Origin of the sequence: Corallococcus exercitus (genome assembly GCF_003611585.1) — a bacterium.
GTDB lineage: Bacteria > Myxococcota > Myxococcia > Myxococcales > Myxococcaceae > Corallococcus > Corallococcus exercitus.
This window is the reverse complement of sequence record NZ_RAVW01000853.1, coordinates 1-662: the sequence shown is the minus strand read 5'-3', so window position 1 is coordinate 662 and position 662 is coordinate 1. Positions and strand designations below refer to the sequence as shown.

The following is a 662-nucleotide window of genomic DNA, read 5'->3' as shown; positions in this document are numbered from 1 at the left end:
GTCGATTGCTCCAGAAGTCACCTCACCAAGAGGTGCCCAAGGAGTGCTCGGTAACTGGGGTGAAGTCGTAACAAGGTAGCCGTAGGGGAACCTGCGGCTGGATCACCTCCTTTCTAAGGAGACCGGGCATCGGGCTCACACTTCGGTGGAGCAGGCGATGCCAGTAGCCGAAAGGCTATCAGGTCTAACTAGGTCAATGTTTCCGGTAAACAATCCATTATGAACTTCGGGCTTGCTGTTTGGTTTTGAAGGACCGAGCGAAGGCGGCTCGGCTCTTTGAGAATGAAGGACGCTGTAGGGTTCGCCGATGCTTTAGCCCCCTGGGCCTATAGCTCAGCTGGCTAGAGCGCGCGCCTGATAAGCGCGAGGTCGGTGGTTCAAGTCCACCTAGGCCCACCACTCTTCTCCCTCGCTGGAGGGAAGGTAAAAGAGTGCCTGGTGCTGACGCGAGAGTCGGGGCTGTAGCTCAGCTGGGAGAGCGCCAGCTTTGCAAGCTGGATGTCGTCGGTTCGAACCCGATCAGCTCCACAAGTTACCTGGAAGTCGCAGGGACGTTCTTTGACAAGTGCATACGAAGGGTAAGTTGCAATTTCTGCTGAGTGAAGTTCTCAACAGAAGTGCCGACTTCGCCATGAGCTTCACCTGGCGCCGCGAGGCAGCCG

General features: G+C 56.8%; 2 tRNA genes and 1 rRNA gene. All 3 read left to right on the top strand.

Going from position 1 to position 662, the window contains the following annotated elements:
* Positions 1-113: ribosomal RNA gene (locus D7W79_RS42520) — 16S ribosomal RNA — on the top strand; the annotation flags it as partial.
* Between the two features lie 209 nt (positions 114-322).
* Positions 323-399 (top strand) — tRNA-Ile (locus tag D7W79_RS42515).
* Between the two features lie 56 nt (positions 400-455).
* Positions 456-528: transfer RNA gene (locus D7W79_RS42510), tRNA-Ala, on the top strand.
* Positions 529-662 lie beyond the last annotated feature (134 nt).